Below are 19,908 nucleotides of genomic sequence, written 5' to 3' on the forward strand. Positions count from 1 at the left end.
CTTGGGGCCAGCCTAGCGTTAAGTCCATCCCGCTCACCCGCTCATTTGAGGACTTTTCCGTGGCACCCCCTCCGCCGCTAGAGGCGAACGCAGCTTCCCTGCCGGACACCATCACCCAACCACTCGCCGTCGTCAACGAGCGCCTGCCCTGGCGCCACACATTCATTTCGCTGAAGGTCCGCAACTTCCGCATCTTCGCGATCGGGCACTTCGTCGCCGTGATTGCGCTCTGGATGCAGCGGATCGCCCAGGACTGGCTGGTGCTCCAGCTCTCCGGTTCCGTCACCGCCGTCGGCATCACCGTGGCCTTGCAGTTCCTGCCGTCCCTGTTCCTCGGCCCGTGGGCCGGCATGATGGCGGACCGCTTCGCGAAGCGGAAGATCCTCATGCTGTGCCAGTCGGTGGCAGCCGCGTTGGCCGCGGCCCTTGCCGTCCTGGCGCTCAGCCAGAGGATCGAGGTGGGGCACGTCTACGCGATCGCACTGGTGCTGGGCCTCGTGACAGTGCTGGACCAGCCGGCCCGTCAGGTGTTCGTCAACGAACTCGTAGGCCCCGGCTACCTGCGAAACGCGATCAGCGTGAACTCCACGATCTTCCAGCTCGGCGGCCTGATCGGTCCAGCGATCGCCGGGATCCTGCTGACCGCCGTGGGTGCGGGCTGGGCCTTTGCCGCCAACGCGGTGGCCTGCTGCTTCACGGTGGCCATGCTCCTGAGCCTGCGCAAGGACCAGCTGCATGTCAGCACGCCGGTCGCCAAGCGCCGGGGCATGCTGAGGGAAGGGCTGGACTATGCGCTCAGCAAGCCCACCATCTACTGGCCCTGGCTGATGGCCGGGTTCATCGCCGTGTTCGCGATGAGCCTGCCGGTGCTGCTGGCCGCGTTTGCCGACCACGTGTACGACGCCGGTGCCGGCGGCTACGGGCTGCTCAACACCCTCGTGGCGCTCGGTGCGCTGGCCGGTGCCATCACCTCGGCCCGGCGGCGAGCATTGCGGCTGCGCTCGGTGGTCCTGGGCGCCGGGATGTACGGGCTCATGCTGTGCCTGGCTTCCCTGGCGCCGTCGATGGTGTGGTTCGGCGCGGCCATGGTGCTGGCCGGGTTCTGGTGCCTGATGTTCCTGACCGCCGCCAACCAGCTGGTCCAGGTCAGCTCCAACCTGGCCATCCGCGGGCGGGTCATGAGCCTGTACATCATGGTGCTGATCGGCGGCCAGGCAATCGGCGGGCCAATGATGGGCTGGCTGGCCGAGCACGCTAACCCGCACACCGCTGTCCTGGTTTCCGGGGGCGTGCCGATGCTGGCCGCCGCGACTGTCGGCGTCGTGCTCGCCCGGCGCGGGCAGCTCATGCTCAAGGTGGACCTGAAGGACCGGCGCCGGCTGCTGCGGATCGTCCGGAACGATGGCGGGCGGCCGGCAGCCGCCACGCCCTAGCTTTTCCGCACCGGTTTCCACGCCGGTTTCCGCACCGAAAAAGGACAGCCGCTGCGTGGATCCACGCAGCGGCTGTCCTTTTTCGTCGCGGAAAACCGGGAGAGGTGCGGCAGTACTAAGGCGCCAGGGGGCGGTGGGGGAACTCCGGCTCCCGCTGCTGGAACTGCAGCACGTCCGGGTTGAGGACCACGCCGTCGCGGATTTCTATCGCGCGGCGGATGGTCTCGTTCTCCGCCCAGGCCCCGGGGCCGGCGACCACGGTCTCGAGGAACGGCAGCAACGCCTCGCTGATTTCCCAGCTGGAGGAATTCCACAGATAGGACGGGCTGTGGTCCACGGCGTAGTAGTCGATGTGGTGGCCCACCTGGAACATCGGCTCGGCGAAGGTGGTGGTTTTCGCCCAGCTGAAGCCCATGCCCTCGTCGCAGGACACGTCCACGATCAGGCTGCCGGGCCGGAAGGCGGCCAGGTCCTCGGTGCGCAGGTAGGTCAGCGGCGCGTTGGGGTCCTGCAGCGTGCAGTTGACCACGATGTCGCTGCCGGCGAGGAACGGCGCCAACGGCACGCGCCCGCGCTCGGTAATGACCTCGCTCAGGAAGGGTGCCTGGTCGTCGTGGTCGAACTGCGCGATCCGGACCGAGTGTATGGGCGAGCCAACCGCGGCGACCCCGCGGTTGGTCAGCACCTGAACATCGTGGACGCCGTGGGCATTCAGCGCCGTGACGGCGCCGCGGGCGGTGGCCCCGAAGCCGATCACGACGGCGCTCAGCCGGCGGCCGTAGTCTCCGGTGGAACCGGTCAGTGCCAGGGCGTGCAGCACGGAGCAGTAGCCGGCGAGTTCGTTGTTCTTGTGGAAGACATGCAGGCCGAAGCCGCCGTCGCTGGCCCAGTGGTTCATGGCCTCGAAGGCGATGAGCGTGAGCTTCTTGTCGATCGCCAGCTGGGTGATGGCCCGGTCCTGGACGCAGTGCGGCCAGCCCCAGAGGACCTGCCCGTCCCGGAGTTCGGCCAGGTCCTCGGGCTGCGGCTTGGGCAGCAGGACGACGTCGGCGTCCGCCAGCAGCTGCTGTCGCGGCGCGATGCGCCCCACGAGGGGCGCGAGCTCGGCGTCGGAAAGGCCGAAGCGCTCGCCGTAGCCTTCCTCGAGGATCAGCTGTTCCCGGATTTCCGGCGCGATGCGGTCCAGGTGCGAGGGGTGGATGGGGAGGCGTCGTTCATCCGGTTTGCGTGTGCTGGCGAGGATGCCGAGGGTGAGGTGGTTCGAGGAACCGGTCACTTCTTTTTGGGGCTCGCCGTCTTTGTGGCGGTCACCTTGTCCAGGGAGCTGGCCGGCGCAGAAGCGGCCCTCTTGTCAGCGCGCTTTTCCTTGATGGATTTGCCGGATTTCTTGGATGCTGCTTGACGGGGGGACTTGTCAGCCATGATTGCTCCTGTAGCGGAACCGAAGAGGTTCCTGACTTCTGACGATACAGGTAGCTACCTAATAGGAGCCCTGGGAGCGGCGCGGAGCGCGGGAGTGGATTGGAGCGGCTGACGGGAATCGAACCCGCGTATCAAGCTTGGGAAGCTAGCGCTCTACCATTGAGCTACAGCCGCAGTGGGGCCAGCCAGCGTGCTGGACTTTGCCCCAGTGAAACAACGAGATTTACCTTACCCCAGCCGCGGGCGTTCTCCGAACAGGTCACGCGGTCGAAATCGTGGGCAGCGCACTCCTCCGTTTGCCGGAGATGGTCGCTAACCGCTCCGCAGAGCGGCCATCTCCGTCAAACGGGCGGGGCCGGCCGGTCCCCAGCCCCGGACCAAGCGGGCAGCGGCTTCGCCGGACGCGGCACGGCACCGGTTCGCGGAGCGTCATGGCCGTCGGGGCGCGCAGACCTCTATAGCCTAGATCCATGACTGTTCTCCCGAGGGAAGGCCGACGGTGGTAGAAGACCCAGCGCCGCCGCTGGACGCCGACCCGGACGCCGAGCCTGCCGCCGGAAGCGCCGTTCCCCGGCTGACCCCGCGGCACCAGCAGCTAATCGTCACGATTTACGGCCTGTATGGGCGCTCAAACGGCGGCGCCCTGCCCGTCTCGGTGCTGATTTCCATGCTGGACGACCTTGGCGTCGAGTCGTCCGGGGTGCGCTCTTCCGTGTCCCGGCTCAAGCGCCGCGGTGTGCTGGAGAGTGTCAAACAGGGCGGCGTGGCCGCCTACCGGCTGGCCCCCAACCTGGAGGATGTCTTCCAGGAGGGCGACCGCCGCATCTTTTCGCCCCGGCGGGCGACGGCGGCCGACCGCTGGCTCCTCATCGCCTTCTCCGTCCCGGAATCGCAGCGCCACCTTCGCCACCAGCTGCGCAGCATGCTGACCCGGATGGGCTTCGGTTCCGTGACGCCCGGGCTCTGGATTGCCCCGGGCAACACCTATGAGGACATCAGGCACCAGCTCGAGCGGACAGGGCTGATGGAATACGTGGAGTTCTTCAAGGCGGAGCACCTGACCGCCGAGGACGTCAAGGACAAAGTCTCCCGATGGTGGGACCTTCCGGCACTTGAATCGCTCTACGCGGAGTTCATCGAACGCTTCGCTCCGGTGCTGGAACGCTGGGAATCGGCGGGCGCGCCGGCGTCCGGGCCCGACGCCGACCGGGCGGCCTTCGCGGACTACGTCCAGCTCCTCACCCAGTGGCGTCGGCTGCCCTATCTGGATCCGGGCCTGCCCGAGGAGTTCCTGCCGCCGGGCTGGCACGGGCTGACCGCGGAGCGGATCTTCGCGGAACTGCACCGCCTCCTGAACGGCCCGGCCCGCCAGCATGCCGAGCGGCTGCTGGGGGCCACGGGCAGTTCCGCTACCGCGTAGTAGTCCTAGCCCTGGCCTGACACGACGGCGATGGCCTGGATCTCGATCAGCGCCTCGGCCTGCCAGAGCCGGGTGACGCCGACGCCGGCCATCGCGGGATAGTCGGTGCCCGCCATCTCGCGCCAGATCCGCCCGATTTCGCGACCGTTCTTCTGGTAGTCCTCGACGTCGGTCAGGTAGATGGTGACGTTGACCAGGTCCGAGGGCATGCCCCCGGCCTCAGCCAGCGTGGTGAGGACGTTGGAGAAGCACTGACGGAACTGCTCCACGATGCCGCCGGGAACAATGGTGCCGTTGTTGTCCATGGCCGTCTGGCCGCCCAGGAACACGGTGTTGCCGGCCAGGATGCCGTGGGCGAAGCCGGAGGGCTTGGCCAGGGCTGCGGGGTTGATGACCTTGTGGTTCATGGTGGCTCCTCATTGAGTCGGCGGTATTGAGTCGGCGGTGATTTTGGTAAATGCGAGCGTACCTACGGGCTAGTCGGCGCCGGTCGGCGCCGGCCGTTGACCGGATCCGGAACCGAAGCGGGTCTACCCAAACCGGTGAATTCGTGTTAACTTGAGCATATGTGACGACCGTAAAAATGTCGACATACCCTCGTTGGGGATGGCGCAGTGGACACGTCACCGGAATCGGCAAAGGGGCCGGTTCCGCCGTCGAACCGGAAGTGAAGAAACATGCGCCTTGCGACCGTTATTACGGCAGCCCGCGACGCCAGGGGCGGCCCTGCCACCCGCGCCGCCGTGCAGTCCGGGGACCGGTTTGTGCTGCTGGCCGCACAGGACCTCAGCGAACTGCTGGGAAGCGCCGGCTGGCGGGAGCATGCAGCTGCAGCCGTTGCCGCCGCGGAAACCGCTGGCGGCCTCCCGGGTGAGTCCATCCCCGTTAGCGCCGCCCGGTTCGCCACCGTGCTGCCGCGCCCCGCCAAGGTCATCTGTTGTGGCCTGAACTACGCGGACCACATCGCGGAAATGGGCCGGGAGCTGCCGGAGTACCCCACCCTGTTCGCCAAGTACGCGGACACCCTGATCGGCGACAGCGAGGTCATTGACGCCGCCGGGCACGGCGCCCGGCTGGACTGGGAGGCGGAGCTGGCGGTCGTCGTCGGCGCCCCGCTCAAGAATGCCTCGCCGGAGGAAGCCTCGGCCGCGATCGCCGGCTACACCGTGGCGAACGATATCTCCATGCGCGACTGGCAGAGCCGCACCCTGCAGTGGTTCCAGGGCAAGGCCTTTGACCGCACCACCCCGCTGGGTCCCGTACTTGTGACCCCGGACGAATGCGACCCCGAGGCCGGCGTCCGGGTCCGTTGCCTGGTCAACGGCGAAGAGGTCCAGAACGGCAACACCAGGACACTCGTCTTCACCGCGGCCGCCCTGCTGTCCTATATCTCCACCTTCACCCGGCTGAGCCCCGGCGACGTCGTCCTCACCGGCACCCCCGGCGGTGTCGGCATGGGCGCCGTCCCGCCCCGCTTCCTGCACGACGGCGACGTCGTCACCACCGAGGTCGAGGGCATCGGCACGCTCACCAACACGGTCCGTCTCTGACGCCACCGGCTCACACGCACCCCACACCACCCAGTGGCGGCAACCCAGGCTGCCGCCGACAGAGAGGAAACACCATGACCGAACAGATCGCAGATCAGCTGACCGCGCAGGTTGTCCCCGTCGTGACCCGCAGGGGTGCTGAGCACCGCGACACCGGCCAGTCCGGCGGGGCCGTCCGGATCTCCGGTGTCAGCCCGCAGCACACCCCTGCTACAAAGATTTGGTACGGCCAGGTCAGCAACGAACCCGGCTACCGCTCCTTCCCGCACCACCACGGCGAAGCCGAGACCGGCGGCTACGTGCTGCGCGGCCACGGCCGGATCTACTTCGGCGAGGACTACAAGGAGTTCATCGACATGACCGAGGGCGACTGGGTTTTCGTCCCGCCGTACATGCCGCACGTGGAAGCCAACATGAGCATCACCGAGGAGCTCGTCTGGCTCACGGCCCGCACCCCGGAAAACATTGTGGTGAACCTCGAGGACGTCGATGACTCCGTGCTCGCCGGGTACCGCCGGGCATGACTCCGACGTCGGAGATCCTGCTGTCCGCCCTCGAGCTGACGCCGATCGAACCGGAGTTCCTCGACGAGGCCTACACCGCCACGACGCAGTACGTGCCGTGGCCCAAGGCCTACGGCGGAGACATGGTGGCCCAGGCCGCGGCTGCAGCGATGCGCTCGGTGGGGGATGACCGCTCGCTGCACTCGATGCACAGCTACTTCATGCGGCCGGCGGACATCGGCGCCGAAGTCCGCTACGAGGTGGAGCGGCTCCGCGACGGGCGGGGCTACTCCACCCGGCAGGTCCGCGCCTACCAGGGCGGCAAGACCGTCTACGTGGCCATGGCCTCCTTCCACGCGGAGGAATCCGGCGAGGAATTCGCCCGTGCCATGCCGGCCGGGATCCCGGATCCGGAGTCGCTGCCGTCCTCCGCCGACGTGCTTGACGGCGTCGAAGGCGACGCCGCAGCCTACTGGTCCGGCGGCCGCAGTTTCGACATGCGGCATGTGCCGGGCGCCGTCTACCTCAGCGTTGAGGGGGAGCAGGTGCCGCACCAGGCAGTCTGGGTCAAGGCCTTCGACCGGCTCCCGGATGACCCGGATCTGCAGCGCGCGGCGCTGGCCTACGTCTGCGACTACACCATCCTGGAACCGGTGCTCCGGGTGCACGGCTACGCATGGGGCGATCCGGGCCTGGTCACGGCCAGCCTGGACCACGCCATGTGGTTCCACCGCGAAGGCCGGGTGGACGACTGGCTGCTGTACGTCCAGGAAGCAGTCTCCGCCCAGGCCAGCCGCGGCCTGGCGCAGGGCCACTTCTACGACCGGCAGGGCCGGCTCCTGGCCACYGTGGTCCAGGAAGGCATGATCCGGATGTCGACTGCTCCGTAACTGCCCTTTTGGGCCGCCATGACGGCCGTTACGGAGCAATCGATGAGCCGTTCCACCTCTTAGCTGTGACCTCTTAGCTGTGACCTCTTATCAGTGACCTCTTATCAATGACGATACGAAAGGTTTGCCATGGAACTGACGCCCTCGGCGCACCAGGACACCTTCGCGCGTGACAATCTGCCGCCGGCAGAGCAGTGGCCCGCGCTGGAGTTCACCCTCCCGGAACTGCAGTACCCGCAACAGCTCAACGCCGCCGCCGCGCTGATTGACGACGCCGTCCGCAGCTTCGGTGCCGAGCGCCCGGCCCTGCTCACCCCGGACGGCAACGCCTGGAGTTACGGTGAGCTGCAGCGCCACGCCAACCAGGTGGCCCAGGTCCTGGTTGAGGATTTGGGGGTGGTCCCCGGGAACCGGGTGATGCTCCGCTCGCCGAACAACCCGTGGCTCGTCGCGGCCTGGCTTGGCGTGCTCAAGGCCGGCGCCGTGGTGGTCACGATCATGCCGGCACTGCGCGCCAACGAGATCCGGACCCTGCTGGAGCTGACCGCACCGGCCGCCGCCCTGTGCGACAGCCGGTTCCTGGACGACCTCGCCGAGGCAGCCGGAAACGACGTGCCGGTGCTGGCCATGGGGGGCAGCACCGGCACGGACCTCACCGCCCGCTGTGCTGCCAAGAGCGGCGAGTTCAGCGCCGTCCCGACCGCCGCGGACGACGTCGCCCTGCTCGGCCCGACGTCGGGCACCACCGGAACGCCGAAGATCACCATGCATTTCCACCGCGACATCCTCGCCAACGCTGACACTTTCGCCCGGCACATCCTTGCGCCGACGCCGGAGGACGTCTTCGCGGGGTCCCCGCCGCTGGCCTTCACCTTCGGGCTGGGCGGCCTGGTGGTCTTCCCGCTGCGCTTCGGGGCCGCCTCGCTGCTGACCGAACGAGCCACCCCGCTCGAACTGGCGCAGGCCGTGCACGCGGCCAAGGCCACCATCCTGTTCACCGCACCGACGGCCTACAAGGCGATCCTCAAGGAAGGCGCCGAGGGGCTGCTCGCCAGCCTCCGCACGGCAGTCTCAGCCGGTGAGCACCTGCCGGCCGAGACCTGGCGCGCGGTCCATGAACGCACCGGCCTGAAGCTGGTCAATGGCATCGGTGCCACCGAAATGCTGCACGTCTTCATCTCCGCGGCAGGGGAGGACATCCGCGCCGGCGCCACCGGCACGGCCGTCCCCGGCTACCGCGCCACGATTCTGGACGACGACGGTGGGGAACTCGGCCCGGACGCCGTCGGACGCCTCGCCGTGATCGGGCCCACCGGCTGCCGCTACCTCAACGATTCCCGCCAGCTGGACTACGTCGTCAATGGCTGGAACGTCACCGGCGACACCTTCCGCCGGGACGAGGACGGCTACTTCTACTACCAGGCCCGCTCCGACAACATGATCGTGTCCTCCGGCTACAACATCGGCGCCCCGGAGGTGGAAGCCGCGATTGACCAGCACCCGGACGTGATGGAAAACGCCGTCGTCGGCAGGCCCGACCCGGACCGGGGCAGCGTGGTCTGCGCCTTCATCGTGCTGCGCGAGGGCGTCGAGGCCGATGACGCGAAGCGCAAGGAAATCCAGGACTTCGTCAAGCAGGGCATCGCCCCGTACAAGTACCCGCGGCAGGTGAACTTCGTTGACGGACTGCCCCGCAACCCCAGCGGCAAACTCCAGCACTTCCGGCTGCGCGAGCAGCTGGCCGCTGACACCGCCACCCCCGAACACCAGAACGCCTGAGAGGCACCACATGAAAATCGCAATCATCGGCGGCGGTCCGGGCGGACTGTACTTCGCCGCCCTCATGAAGCAGCTGGACCCGAACCACGAGGTCACCGTCTGGGAACGCAACGCCGCAAGCGACACGTTCGGCTTCGGCGTCGTCTTCAGCGACGAGACCCTCGGCGGAATCGGCAACGCGGACACCGTGATCGCCGAGCACATGTCCGAGCGCTTTGCCCGCTGGACCGACATCGACATCCACTTCAAGGGCGGTCAGCACACCGTCGGCGGGCAGGGCTTCGCCGCCATGAGCCGGAAAGAGCTGCTCGAGCTGCTGCAGCGCCGCTGCGCCGAACTCGACGTCGACCTGCGCTTCAGCACGCTGGCGCCCGACGTTGAGGAACTCAGCCGGGACTACGACCTGGTCCTCGCCGCGGACGGCCTGAACTCCGCCGTCCGTTCCCGCTTTGCAGAGGTGTTCCGGCCCAGCCTGGACGTCCGCAAGTCCAAGTACATGTGGCTGGGCACCGACCTCGTCTTTGAGGCGTTCAAGTTCTTCGTCAAGGACACCGAGCACGGCGTCATGCAGATCCACGGCTACCCGTACTCGGACGAGGGCAGCACCTTCATCGTCGAAATGCACGAGGACGTGTGGCGCAACGCCGGATTCGACGCCACCGAGCACCAGGTCTTCCGGCCCGGCGAAAGCGACGAGGCGGCCGTCGACGCGATCCTTGCCATCTTCGCCGAAGAGCTTGAGGGCCACGAAGTCCTGGTCAACAACTCCAAGTGGATCAACTTCACCACGGTCCGCAACGAGTCCTGGCGGCACGGCAACATCGTGCTCCTCGGCGATGCCGCCCACACCGCGCACTTCTCCATCGGCTCCGGCACCAAACTGGCCATGGAGGACTCCCTCGCCCTGGCGGCCTGCCTGCACGAGCACGCCGAGCTTGAGGCCGCCCTGGCAGCCTACGAAACCGAGCGACGGCCGGTGGTCGAATCCACCCAGCGCGCAGCCCAGGCCTCGCTGGAATGGTTCGAGAACATCGGAATGTACAAGGACCAGAACCCGGTGCAGTTCTGCTTCAACCTGCTCACCCGCAGCCGCCGGATCACCTACGACAACCTCAAGCTGCGCGATCCCGAGTTCGCGGCCCGCGTGGATGAGGAATTCGCCCGCACGCAGGGCATCGCGTCCAGTGCCCCTGCCATGTTCCAGCCGTACCGGATCGGCGGGCTGGAGCTGAAGAACCGGATCGTCGTCTCCCCGATGGACATGTACTCCGCCACCGACGGCGTCCCGGGCAACTTCCACCTGGTCCACCTCGGGGGCAAGGCCCTCGGCGGCGCCGGCCTGGTCATGACCGAGATGGTCTGCGTCTCCGAGACCGGCCGCATCACGCCGGGCTGCAGCGGCCTCTACAACGAGGCCCAGCAGGAGAGCTGGCGCACGATCGTCGAGTTCGTACACGAGCGCTCGACGGCGGCCATCGGCGTCCAGCTTGGCCATTCCGGCCGCAAAGGCTCCACCAAACTCATGTGGGAAGGCATCGACGAACCGCTTCCCGAGGGCGGCTGGGAGCCGGTGGGCCCCTCGGCTATCCCGTACGGCCCCGGCAGTCCGGCGCCGCGGGAAATCAGCCGCGCTGAAATGGACCGGGTCCGGGACGAGTTTGTCGCCGCCGCCGTCCGTGCGGCCGCCTCGGGCTTCGACCTGCTGGAGCTGCACTGCGCGCACGGCTACCTGCTCTCCTCGTTCCTCTCGCCGCTGGCCAACCGGCGCAGCGACGAATACGGCGGACCGCTGGAGAACCGGCTGCGCTACCCGCTGGAGGTATTCGACGCCGTCCGCGCCGCCTGGCCGGCGGACAAGCCGCTGACCGTGCGGCTTTCGGCGACGGACTGGGCCCCCGGCGGCAACGACGAGCACGACGCCGTCGCGATTGCCCGGGCGTTCGTGGAGCACGGCGCCGACGGCGTGGACGTCTCCTCCGGCCAGGTGGTCAAGGAGGAGAAACCAGCCTACGGCCGCAGCTACCAGACGCCGTTCGCGGACCGGATCCGGCAGGAAGTGGCGCACAAGGCAGGCGTCGCGGTGATCGCGGTGGGGGCGGTGTCCTCCTACGACGACGTCAACTCAATCCTGCTGGCAGGCCGCGCGGACCTCTGCGCCCTCGGCCGTACGCACCTGTTCGATCCGCAGTGGACCCTGCATGCGGCGATCGAGCAGGACTACCGGGGGCCCGGCGCCGCCTGGCCGCAGCAGTTCCGGGCCGGCAGCCGGAAGCCACCGGAGGCGCGCACCGACGCGGTCCGGCCCCGGCTGGCGCTCGTGCGGGAGCCGGAGGCCGCCGAACTGCCGACGCACCTGCGCTGGACGCCGGCCAAGGTGCCGGCGTCGGTCTAGCGCCGGTTGGAGGGCCGCTGCCCGGGCCCAATGCCCGGTGCCGCAAAGGCGCGGTGCCGGGCAGCGTCCGGACGGGTTAGTCCCGGCCGGAGGCCTCGCGGGCGGTGACCTTGGCCGTCAGCTCCGCCGGCCACGGGGTGGCGGCCGTGCCGCCCTGGGCCACATGGGCGGTGACGAAGGACCCGTGGGCGGCAAGGGCGCGGGGTTCGCCGCGGAACGGCTCGCCCCACACTTCAAAGCTGAACGTCATGGACGTGCGGCCGATTTTCTCCACCACTACGGTGGTGGTGACCTGCTGGCCGAAGTACAACTTCGCCCGGTAGTTGAGCTCGTGGCGAACCCGCGGGGCCGTCGGGAAATACTCCGGCAGATCCAGGTCCCGGAACAACTTGGCCTCGCAGGCCTCAACAAAGCGGAGCACCGCCGAATTGTGCTGGTGCCCCGCGGCATCCGTATCCACCCATTCGATGGTCCGTTCCAGAGTCGCCGTCGTGGCCGTGCACGGAAGGGACTGGGTGGGGTTCATGGATGCCGCCTGGAAGTTCGAAGAGCAGTCAGCAGCAGTGCGGCACTCAACCAGTGCAGTACTCAACCGGTGCATTACTCAATGGAAGGTAAGTCCATGGTAGTAGCTTCACACATTTCCCCCGGCACCTTTGAAGCCTCCCGCGAGCCCGTCGAAGCGGCACGGGACACGGCCCGGGACACAGACGGGGCTCCGGCGCAGCAGGCAGCCGGGACGGTCGCCCAGCTGGTGGGCCGGACCCTGGCGGAGCTCGGCGTCGGGCATGTCTTCGGCGTCGTCGGCAGCGGCAACTTCGAGGTGACCAACGCCCTGCGCCTGGCCGGGGTGCCCTTCACCGCCGCCCGGCACGAGGGCGGCGCCGCCACAATGGCCGACGCCTACGCCCGGATGTCCGGCCGGGTGGGCGTCGTGAGCACACATCAGGGCTGCGGGCTGAGCAACGCCGTCACCGGGATCGGGGAAGCCGCCAAGAGCCGCACGCCGCTGATCGTGCTGACGGCCGACACCCAGGCCTCCGCTGTCCGCTCCAACTTCAAGATCGACCAGGACGCCCTCGCCCGCAGCGTCGGAGCCGTGAGCGAGCGGATCCATTCCCCGGCCACCGCCGTCGCGGACACCCTCCGGGCCTTCCGCACCGCCCGGAACGAACGCCGCACCGTGGTGCTCAACCTGCCCCTCGACGTCCAGTCCGCCCCGGCGCCGGCAAGCGCACGGGCGGCAGCGCACCCGGCCGCCGTCGCCGAAGCCCAGCCGGTCCGCCCCGCCGCCCCCAGCGTCCGGCGCCTGGCACACCTGATCAACGCCGCGGAGCGCCCGGTCTTTGTGGCAGGCCGCGGGGCAAGGAATGCGCGGGAGGAACTGCTCAGCCTTGCCGCCCACGCCGGTGCCATCGTGGCCACGTCCGCGGTGGCGAACGGGTTGTTCCACAACGAGGAGTTCGCCCTCGGGATCTCGGGCGGATTCTCCTCACCACTGAGCGCCGAGCTGATCCAGGGCGCCGACCTGATCGTCGGCTGGGGCTGCGCCCTGAACATGTGGACCATGCGGCACGGCCACCTGATCTCGGACGGGACCGCCGTGGCCCAGGTCGACGTCGAGGACTCCGCGCTTGGTGCCAACCGGCCCATCGGCCTGGGCGTGGTGGGGGATGCCGCGCTGACAGCGGCGGATGTCCTCACGGAGCTGCGGACGCTCCAGCCGGCCCCGGCGCAGCGGTACCGCACCGCGCGGAACGCGGCGGCCATCGCAGAACGCTCGCGCTGGAACGACGTCGAAACGCCGGATCTCTCCGGCGGCGGACGGATCGATCCGCGGGAGCTGAGCCGCGAACTGGACGCCATCCTGCCGGCGGAGCGGATCGTCTCGATCGACTCCGGCAACTTCATGGGCTATCCCAGCACCTATCTGAAGGTCCCGGACGAGTTCGGGTTCTGCTTCACGCAGGCCTTCCAGTCGATCGGTCTCGGGCTCTCCACCGCGATCGGGGCTGCGCTGGCCCGGCCGGACCGGCTGCCCGTGCTCGGTGCCGGGGACGGCGGCTTCCTGATGGGCATCAGCGAACTGGAGACCGCCGTCCGGCTGGAGCTGCCGCTCGTCTGCATCATCTACAACGATGCAGGCTACGGGGCGGAAGTCCACCACTTTGGCGCGGGAGCTGCGGACGGTAACGGTCCCGCCGTCGGCCCCGCCGTCGATCTGAGTACCGTGACCTTCCCGGACACGGACATCGCCGCGATCGCCCGGGGCTTCGGCGCGGACGCAGTGACGGTCCGCAGCGTGGCGGATCTCGAGGAGGTCCGCGCCTGGGTGCGCGAGAGGCCCGCCCGCCCGCTGGTCATCGATGCCAAGATCTCGTCCGACGGCGGCGCCTGGTGGCTCGCCGAGGCGTTCAAGGGCCACTGACGCCGGCCGGATAATACCTGACGATCGTTACGTAAACGATATATGCTGACTTGTTTACTGTCGGAATCAAAGCGTGACACAGTGGGCACAGCATGTGAGCCACCGCACAAATCCCCATGAAATCTCAACGAGAGGTAGATCCATGACGCAGTCAATGTCGACTGAGTTGCGCAACGAGGCCACGACCCGCTGGAAGGGCCACGCCGTCCTCATCCTGTGTTTCCTGGCCATCGTCTTTGATGGCTACGACCTGGTGGTCTACGGATCCACCGTCCCCACGATCCTGAAATTCCAGGAATGGGGCGTCACCCCCGCGCAGGCCGGCCTGATCGGCAGCCTCGCCCTGGTGGGCATGCTGGTCGGCACGCTCTCGGTCGGCATCCTGACAGACAAGCTGGGCCGCCGCCGCATCATGCTCGCCTGCATCGCGTGGTTCTCCATCTGCATGCTGCTCACGGCCTTCGCGCCGTCCGCCGAGGTGTTCGGCTTCCTGCGGTTCCTGACAGGCCTGGGCCTGGGGGGCATTGTGCCGACCTGCATTGCGCTGACGGTCGAATACGCCCGCAAGGAGCGCCGCCAGATCGCCAACGCGGTGATGTTCAGCGGGTACTCCGTGGGCGGCGTCGGCGCCTCGCTGCTTGCCATCAACCTCCTGCCGCACATCGACTTCCGCTGGATGTACGCCATCGGCGCCCTGCCTCTTCTCACCCTGCTCCCCGTCGCCTGGAAGGTCCTGCCCGAATCGGTGGCGTACCTGGCCCGCAAACAGCGCATCGAAGAAGCCAGGGCCACCGCGGACCGCTACGGCCTGGTCTACTCGGACATCGTCACCGCAGAGGACGTCAAGACCGGTGCCGAGGCGCCGAAGTCAGCCATGAAGACCCTGTTCACCCGCAAGTGGCTCCGCTCCACCGTCCTGTTTGCGCTCGCGAACTTCTGCGGGCTGCTGCTGGTCTACGGGCTGAACACCTGGCTTCCGCAGATCATGCGCCAGGCCGGCTTCCAGCTCGGGGATGCCCTGACGTTCCTGCTGGTCCTCAACGCCGGCGCGATAGTCGGCTCCATCAGCGCCTCCGTGCTGGCGGACAAGATCGGCATCCGCAAGGTGGTCACCGGCTCCTTCATCCTGGCCTTCGTGGCGATCCTCATGCTGAGCCTCCAGCTGCCGCTGGCGATGCTGCTCGTCATTGTCGCCTTCGCCGGCCTCGGCTCGGTGGGAACTCAGATCCTGGTGGGCGGCTACTGCGCCACCCACTACCCGCAGTCCCTGAGTGCCACCGCCCTGAGCTGGTCCCTGGGCATCGGACGCATCGGCGCCATCTGCGGGCCGCTGATCGGCGGGCTGATTGCCGGGATGGCCTTCGGCTGGCAGCTCAACTTCTACATGTTCGCAGCGTTCGCCGTGATCGGGGCCATTGTGGTGTTCTCGGTGCCGAAGCTAACCGAAAAGTAGTCCCTGTAGCAGCCCCTGCGAAGCAGTCACTGAGCGACACGCAGCCTGGATGCAGTCCGGGGGCGATAACTCTTCGATAAAGGCCCGTCCCGCAGCCGCGCGGGGCGGGCCTTGCTGTCTATCCTGAAATGGTTAGCTGCAGTTCGGGGGAAGCGGGCTACGCCCATTTGCCGTCCGCCGAGCAAGGATTTTCGTGGCATTCGCAGAGTACGACGTCATCATCCACCGTGACGCCCTGAGCGTGTACAACTTCCTCCTGGACCCGGTCCATCTGCCGCTGTGGCGGGAAGGGGTCAGGAGCGTGGAACTGCTCTCCGGCGCCGCCGGTGCCAAAGGTGCTGTGTACCGGCAGACGGTCGCAGGGCCCGGCGGACGTCCCGTGGCCGCGGACTTCGAAATCATCGCGGCCCGGACGGGCGCGGAGATCCAGTACCAGGTCCTCGTCGGCCCTGCCCGGCCGCACGGCGGCTACTACCTGAGCACGGAGGGTCCCAGTACCCGCGTCCGTTTCGCCCTGAACTACGAGCCCAAGGGATTCATGGTCCGGATGACCAGCCCGTTCCGCCGGCGGATGAAGGCCGAGGTGGGCCAGCTCGAACGGCTCAAGTCCCTCCTCGAAGATATGCCTGCCGCGGAATAGACGTCTGGGTGCAGACGCCCCGGGGATGTCACACTGGGCGGCTGCGTCCGTCCGTGCGGCCCGGCAGGGCGCCGTGCGGTATTTTTGAACCTGTGCTGATCTCTGACCGCGACATTCGAACCGAAATTGACTCCGAGCGGATTGTCCTCGAACCGTTCGACCCCGCCATGGTCCAGCCGTCCTCCGTGGACGTCAGGATCGACAAGTTCTTCCGGCTGTTCGATAACCACAAATACGCCCACATCGACCCGGCCGAAGAGCAGCCCGAGCTGACCCGCCTGGTGGAAGTGGAGTCCGGCGAGCCGTTTATCCTGCACCCGGGGGAGTTTGTCCTTGGCTCCACCTACGAGACCGTGACGCTGCCGGATGACATCGCGGCCCGCCTCGAGGGCAAGTCCTCCCTTGGCCGGCTCGGCCTGCTGACGCACTCGACGGCAGGCTTCATCGATCCCGGATTCTCCGGCCACGTCACGCTGGAACTGTCCAACATGGCCACGCTGCCCATCAAGCTGTGGCCGGGCATGAAGATCGGCCAGCTGTGCTTCTTCCGGCTATCCTCCGCCGCGGAGCACCCCTACGGTTCGGGGGAATACGGCAACCGCTACCAGGGCCAGCGCGGTCCCACTGCCAGCCGCAGCCACCTGAATTTCCACCTCACCGACATCTAGCCCATTTCAGGCGCTGTAATCTGACGCCGACATCCAGCGCCGCGGCTCGTACCGGCGGCAGCCTCACGCCGGGCCGGAGGTCCTGAACGCGGGTCCCCTCACCGGACGGCGCAGGACCCGGACCAGCGGCTCCACGAAGCGGGCGGCCAGCGGCCCCACGATCGCCATGATCAGGACGTAGGCGGTGGCGAGGGCTGCCAGATCCGAGGGCACCACGCCGGAGGCGACAGCCAGGCCGGCGATGACAATCGAGAACTCGCCTCGCGCGATCAGGGCGGCCCCCGCACGGTAACGGCCGGGAACGCCGATTCCGGCCCGTTTGGCGGCCCAGAACCCGGTGATCATCTTGGTGGCTGCCGTCACCACGGCCAGCAACAGGGCCCAGCCAAGGACCGGCGGGATGGACCGGGGGTCTGTGTTGAGGCCAAAGACAACGAAGAAGATCGCCGCGAAGAGGTCACGGAGCGGTTCCAGGACACGGGTGGCGCTGTGGGCCGTGGCGCCGGAAATCGCGATACCGAGCATAAACGCTCCGACGGCCGCGGAAACCTGCATGGCGGCGGCGAGCCCCGCCACAAGAAGCGCCGCGCCCAGCAGGTTGAGCAGGAACACCTCGGAGTTCTCGCTGTGCACGGCCTTGGACACGTGGTGCCCGTGCCGCAGGGCCACCACCAGGACCAGGGTGACGACGGCCAGGGAGATGCCCACGGTCTGCAGGCCCATCAGCAAGCTGACGCCGGCCAGGGTGGCGGTCAGGACCGGCAGGTACACGGCCATGGCCAGGTCCTCGAAGACCAGGATGGACAGGACCACCGGGGTTTCCCGGTTGCCGATCCGGCCGAGATCGGTAATCACCTTGGCCGCGATCCCGGAGGAAGAAATGTAGGTGACGCCGCCCATCACCATCGCCCCCACGACGCCCCATCCCAGCATCACCGCGAGCCCTGCGCCGGGCAGGAAATTGAGCAGCAGATCGAGGATGCCGGCTTGCCAGGACCGCCGCAGCCCGGTGACGAGTTCGGTTGCCGTATATTCCAGTCCAAGCATAAGCAGGAGCAGGATCACGCCGATCTCGGCGGAAAGATGGGCGAACTCGTGCATGCCTTCGAGTTTGACGAGGCCGCCGGCCCCAAAGAACAGCCCGCCCACCAGATAGAGCGGGATGGGCGACATGCCGATCCGCCCGGCCAGTCTGGCCAGCAGGCCGAGACAGAAGACGACGGCCCCCAGCTCGATCAGGGTCAGGGCGAGCGGATCCATGCCGCTTATCCGTTGCGCAGGATGCCGGCCGCCGTGTCCAGGCCTTCTTGCGTTCCCACCGCAACGAGGAGGTCACCGGGGTGAAGGACGACGTCGGGTCCCGGGGAGGGCAGGACCTCGCCTTCGCGCATGATGGCCACGATTGAGACCCCGCTGCGGGTCCGGATGCACGCTTTGCCCATCGGCTGGTTCTGGAAGGGGGACTCGGCGCTGATCGAGAACTGGCGCGTGACGATGCCGGGAATTTCCCGGTGGGCTTCGGAGAGTTTCATTGCAAGGCGCTGGCCGCCCAGGAGGTTGCCCAGGGTGGCGGACTCGTCCGCGGTCAGCGGGACGGAGGCCTGGCAGGTGTCAGGATCGTCCCAGGTCGAGACGATGAGTTCTGTCTGGCCCTCCCGGTATTCGACCACGCCGATCCGGCGTCCGGAGGCAGTCATGAAGTCCTTGCGCCGGCCGAGGCCGGGGAGGTCCGTCTCATCCACGTTCATATGATCAGCCTAGTGCGCGAACCGGCTTTTCGGCCGCCTCACGCCTCGGGGACCACCGCGATTTCGGTCTGGTCGGGGGCCTTGACCGGCAGGAGCACGAGCAGGCCCGCGAGCAGCACCACCATGATGCCGAGGATGCCCCAGCGCTGGGCCTCGCCGGCTTCCACGAAGGGAGCGGCGACTGTGATGCACAGGGTGAAAAGGGCGGGGGCGAGGAAACTCACGGCCCGGCCCGTGGTGGCGTAGAGGCCGAAGAGCTCGCCGGATTCGCCGTGCGGGGCGAGCCGGGCGAGGTAGGCGCGGGAGGACGACTGGGCCGGTCCCACGAAGAGGCACAGCAGCAGGCCGAAAATCCAGAATGTGGTGGTCCCGGCCCAGGCCATGCCAAAGAACTCGTAGCTCCCGTTGCCGAGGACCAGGATTGCCGTGCCCGCCACCAGCAGGCCGGCGAGGGACGCGATGATCACGGACTTCGGCCCGATCTTGTCATCCAGGAAGCCGCCGAGGATGGCGCCGACGGCCGCCACGACGTTTCCGAAGATCGCGAAGAAGATGACGTCCTTGAGTTCGAAGCCAAAGGTGCCGGCCGCGATGATCCCGCCAAAGGTGAAAACCGCGGCCAGCCCGTCCCGGAAGATGGCGCTCGCGAGAAGGAAGTAGATGGTGTGCGGGCTGGTCCGGTAGATCGCCTTGATACGCCGGACCAGCAGGCCGTAGGAGGCGAGGAACCCAATGCCTGCGCCCCGCTCGGAGCGTGGCAGCTCCGGCACCGCAAACAGCACCGGCAGGGCAAAGATGAAGAACCACAGGGCCGAGAACACTGCCACCAGCCGGATGTTCAGGCTGTCCGCGGTGGAGGCGCCAAACCAGTCGAAGCTGGGCTGGACAAAGAGCTGGAGCACAATCAGCAGCGCCACGATGCCGCCGAGATACCCCATTCCCCAGCCGAAGCCACTGACCTTGCCGATGTTGTGCGGGGTGGAGATCTGGGTGAGCATGGCGTTGTAGTTGACCCCCGCAAATTCGAAGAAGACGTTGCCCAGTGCTATCAGCGTGACGCCGAGGATCAGGAAGTCGGGCCGGGGAAAGACGAAGAAGCACAGCCCGGTCAGGAGCGCGACGGCGGCCGTGTTGACTCCCAGCCACAGCTTCCGCCGGCCCCCGGTGTCCGAGCGCTGCCCGGTGACCGGGGCCAGGAGGGCGACGGCCACACCGGCGGCCGCCAGCGCGGCGCCCAGGACCGCCGAGGCCTGGTCCTCCCCGCCGAATGCCTTGGAGGTCAGGTAGACGGTGAAAACAAACGTTGTCATGACGGCGTTGAAGGCAGCCGAACCCCAGTCCCACGCGGCCCACGCGAGGACCCGGCCCCTGTGCGAGACGGGGCTTCCCGATTCCAGTTCCGAGGGGCGCATTGCCTCTGGGGCGGCGGCAGTATTCATAGCCTGAATGGTAACTGCCCAGGGTCTCCTCCGCGGGGCAGCGTGCAGGGTCTCCGGCGGGTTTTGCCGGGCATTGTTTGGCTCCGGCGCCGCTTTGGCTTCGAATTGTCCAGCGGCCGGTGTCCCTGCCAAAAGAATTTGTA

18 protein-coding genes and 1 tRNA gene are annotated in these 19,908 nt (G+C 67.7%); 11 read left to right on the forward strand and 8 right to left on the reverse strand.

Annotation, left to right across the window (positions count from 1 at the left end; all coding sequences use genetic code 11):
- Nucleotides 1-59 precede the first annotated feature (59 nt).
- Nucleotides 60-1,433: an MFS transporter gene (locus tag AC1DR1_RS14750; RefSeq protein ID WP_476992800.1), complete on the forward strand. Its 1,374-nt coding sequence runs from the start codon at nucleotides 60-62 to the stop codon at nucleotides 1,431-1,433.
- A 115-nt stretch (nucleotides 1,434-1,548) separates the two neighbouring features.
- Here the strand turns inward: AC1DR1_RS14750 and AC1DR1_RS14755 are convergent, their stop codons facing one another.
- From AC1DR1_RS14755 to AC1DR1_RS14765, 3 genes are all read right to left on the reverse strand, one after another.
- Nucleotides 1,549-2,709: a N(5)-(carboxyethyl)ornithine synthase gene (locus AC1DR1_RS14755; RefSeq protein ID WP_476967009.1), complete on the reverse strand. Its 1,161-nt coding sequence runs from the start codon at nucleotides 2,707-2,709 to the stop codon at nucleotides 1,549-1,551.
- Nucleotides 2,706-2,855, reverse strand: coding sequence for a hypothetical protein (locus AC1DR1_RS14760; protein ID WP_229993095.1), 150 nt, complete (start codon nucleotides 2,853-2,855; stop codon nucleotides 2,706-2,708). The genes AC1DR1_RS14755 and AC1DR1_RS14760 overlap by 4 nt, the downstream gene beginning before the upstream one ends.
- A gap of 100 nt (nucleotides 2,856-2,955) precedes the next feature.
- A tRNA-Gly gene (locus tag AC1DR1_RS14765) sits at nucleotides 2,956-3,029 on the reverse strand.
- Nucleotides 3,030-3,354: 325 nt separating this feature from the next.
- On the opposite strand from AC1DR1_RS14765, the gene AC1DR1_RS14770 reads away from it, so the two are divergent.
- On the forward strand, nucleotides 3,355-4,275 hold the full coding sequence (locus AC1DR1_RS14770; protein ID WP_364748706.1) for a PaaX family transcriptional regulator: 921 nt from the start codon (nucleotides 3,355-3,357) through the stop codon (nucleotides 4,273-4,275).
- 5 nt (nucleotides 4,276-4,280) lie between these two features.
- Here the strand turns inward: AC1DR1_RS14770 and AC1DR1_RS14775 are convergent, their stop codons facing one another.
- The gene (locus AC1DR1_RS14775) at nucleotides 4,281-4,682 is read right to left on the reverse strand and encodes a RidA family protein (protein WP_364748704.1); all 402 of its coding nucleotides are present in this window, start codon (nucleotides 4,680-4,682) and stop codon (nucleotides 4,281-4,283) included.
- Nucleotides 4,683-4,952: 270 nt separating this feature from the next.
- On the opposite strand from AC1DR1_RS14775, the gene AC1DR1_RS14780 reads away from it, so the two are divergent.
- The 5 genes from AC1DR1_RS14780 to AC1DR1_RS14800 all read left to right on the forward strand — a co-directional run bounded on the left by AC1DR1_RS14780 (nucleotide 4,953) and on the right by AC1DR1_RS14800 (nucleotide 11,389).
- Nucleotides 4,953-5,825 carry a fumarylacetoacetate hydrolase family protein gene (locus AC1DR1_RS14780; RefSeq protein WP_476992801.1) on the forward strand — a complete coding sequence of 291 codons (873 nt, stop codon included), beginning with the start codon at nucleotides 4,953-4,955 and terminating at the stop codon, nucleotides 5,823-5,825.
- A 74-nt stretch (nucleotides 5,826-5,899) separates the two neighbouring features.
- Nucleotides 5,900-6,349 carry a cupin domain-containing protein gene (locus AC1DR1_RS14785; RefSeq protein ID WP_476992802.1) on the forward strand — a complete coding sequence of 150 codons (450 nt, stop codon included), beginning with the start codon at nucleotides 5,900-5,902 and terminating at the stop codon, nucleotides 6,347-6,349.
- Entirely contained in the window at nucleotides 6,346-7,218 is an 873-nt protein-coding gene (locus tag AC1DR1_RS14790) for an acyl-CoA thioesterase (RefSeq protein ID WP_229993100.1), read from the forward strand. Before AC1DR1_RS14785 ends, AC1DR1_RS14790 begins: the two co-directional genes overlap by 4 nt.
- Nucleotides 7,219-7,347: 129 nt before the next feature.
- Nucleotides 7,348-8,997 (forward strand): AMP-binding protein, encoded by a 1,650-nt coding sequence (locus tag AC1DR1_RS14795; RefSeq protein WP_476992803.1) that lies wholly within the window; start codon nucleotides 7,348-7,350, stop codon nucleotides 8,995-8,997.
- 10 nt (nucleotides 8,998-9,007) lie between these two features.
- On the forward strand, nucleotides 9,008-11,389 hold the full coding sequence (locus AC1DR1_RS14800) for a bifunctional salicylyl-CoA 5-hydroxylase/oxidoreductase (RefSeq protein ID WP_476992804.1): 2,382 nt from the start codon (nucleotides 9,008-9,010) through the stop codon (nucleotides 11,387-11,389).
- Between the two features lie 76 nt (nucleotides 11,390-11,465).
- Here AC1DR1_RS14800 and AC1DR1_RS14805 read toward each other — a convergent pair whose 3' ends face one another.
- Nucleotides 11,466-11,915 carry an acyl-CoA thioesterase gene (locus tag AC1DR1_RS14805; protein ID WP_476992805.1) on the reverse strand — a complete coding sequence of 150 codons (450 nt, stop codon included), beginning with the start codon at nucleotides 11,913-11,915 and terminating at the stop codon, nucleotides 11,466-11,468.
- Nucleotides 11,916-12,011: 96 nt separating this feature from the next.
- On the opposite strand from AC1DR1_RS14805, the gene AC1DR1_RS14810 reads away from it, so the two are divergent.
- The 4 genes from AC1DR1_RS14810 to dcd all read left to right on the forward strand — a co-directional run bounded on the left by AC1DR1_RS14810 (nucleotide 12,012) and on the right by dcd (nucleotide 16,578).
- Nucleotides 12,012-13,817 (forward strand): thiamine pyrophosphate-binding protein, encoded by a 1,806-nt coding sequence (locus AC1DR1_RS14810; protein WP_476992806.1) that lies wholly within the window; start codon nucleotides 12,012-12,014, stop codon nucleotides 13,815-13,817.
- Between the two features lie 154 nt (nucleotides 13,818-13,971).
- Nucleotides 13,972-15,270: an MFS transporter gene (locus AC1DR1_RS14815; RefSeq protein ID WP_476992807.1), complete on the forward strand. Its 1,299-nt coding sequence runs from the start codon at nucleotides 13,972-13,974 to the stop codon at nucleotides 15,268-15,270.
- A 193-nt stretch (nucleotides 15,271-15,463) separates the two neighbouring features.
- Nucleotides 15,464-15,910 (forward strand): SRPBCC family protein, encoded by a 447-nt coding sequence (locus AC1DR1_RS14820; protein WP_229993106.1) that lies wholly within the window; start codon nucleotides 15,464-15,466, stop codon nucleotides 15,908-15,910.
- 92 nt (nucleotides 15,911-16,002) lie between these two features.
- Nucleotides 16,003-16,578, forward strand: coding sequence for a dCTP deaminase (gene dcd, locus AC1DR1_RS14825; RefSeq protein WP_090579904.1), 576 nt, complete (start codon nucleotides 16,003-16,005; stop codon nucleotides 16,576-16,578).
- Nucleotides 16,579-16,641: 63 nt separating this feature from the next.
- Here dcd and AC1DR1_RS14830 read toward each other — a convergent pair whose 3' ends face one another.
- The 3 genes from AC1DR1_RS14830 to AC1DR1_RS14840 are packed head-to-tail and all read right to left on the reverse strand — an operon-like array spanning nucleotide 16,642 to nucleotide 19,765.
- Nucleotides 16,642-17,838, reverse strand: coding sequence for a cation:proton antiporter (locus AC1DR1_RS14830; protein WP_229993107.1), 1,197 nt, complete (start codon nucleotides 17,836-17,838; stop codon nucleotides 16,642-16,644).
- A gap of 5 nt (nucleotides 17,839-17,843) precedes the next feature.
- The gene (locus AC1DR1_RS14835; RefSeq protein WP_229993108.1) at nucleotides 17,844-18,326 is read right to left on the reverse strand and encodes a cation:proton antiporter regulatory subunit; all 483 of its coding nucleotides are present in this window, start codon (nucleotides 18,324-18,326) and stop codon (nucleotides 17,844-17,846) included.
- 38 nt (nucleotides 18,327-18,364) lie between these two features.
- Complete coding sequence (locus tag AC1DR1_RS14840) at nucleotides 18,365-19,765, reverse strand: MFS transporter (protein ID WP_364748690.1); 1,401 nt, start codon at nucleotides 19,763-19,765, stop codon at nucleotides 18,365-18,367.
- Nucleotides 19,766-19,908 lie beyond the last annotated feature (143 nt).

Source organism: Arthrobacter sp. P4_F10 (assembly GCF_056401435.1).